General features: G+C 59.9%; 1 protein-coding gene. It reads right to left on the reverse strand.

Annotated features, from left to right (window positions below):
- Positions 1-446 (reverse strand): immunoglobulin-like domain-containing protein (locus ACF8GB_RS00630; protein WP_392526430.1); only part of this gene is annotated, 446 nt, incomplete at both ends.

Below are 446 nucleotides of genomic sequence, written 5' to 3' on the forward strand. Positions count from 1 at the left end.
ACATCGTTGGCCGGGGTTTGGAAGTCGATGCTGCCCTGGGTCTTGCCAGCCTCAACGGTGATGACCTGACCGTTGGACAGGGTCACGGTCACCGGGGTCTGCGCCGGGTTGGTCAGGGTCACAGTGTAGGTGATGACGCCGCCTTCGGTGACCGAAGGACTCGCGGTCAAGGTCGCGGTAGTGGTGTCGATCGAATCATTGATCGTGGTAACCACTGGCGTCGGGTTAGGCGTCAGCTGTTCGAAGTTACCGCCCGTAGCGCTGTCGATGGTCACGCTAACGGTGGAACCGTTGTTGTAAACGTCGTTGGCCGGGGTCTGGAAATCGATGCTGCCCTGGGTCTTGCCTGCTTCAACGGTGATGACCTGGCCGTTGGACAGGGTCACGGTGACCGGAGTCTGAGCCGGGTTGGTCAAGGTAACGGTGTAAGTAATGACACCGCCTTC

Origin of the sequence: Pseudomonas sp. xss_4, assembly GCF_043104125.1 — a bacterium.
Lineage (GTDB): Bacteria > Pseudomonadota > Gammaproteobacteria > Pseudomonadales > Pseudomonadaceae > Aquipseudomonas > Aquipseudomonas parafulva_B.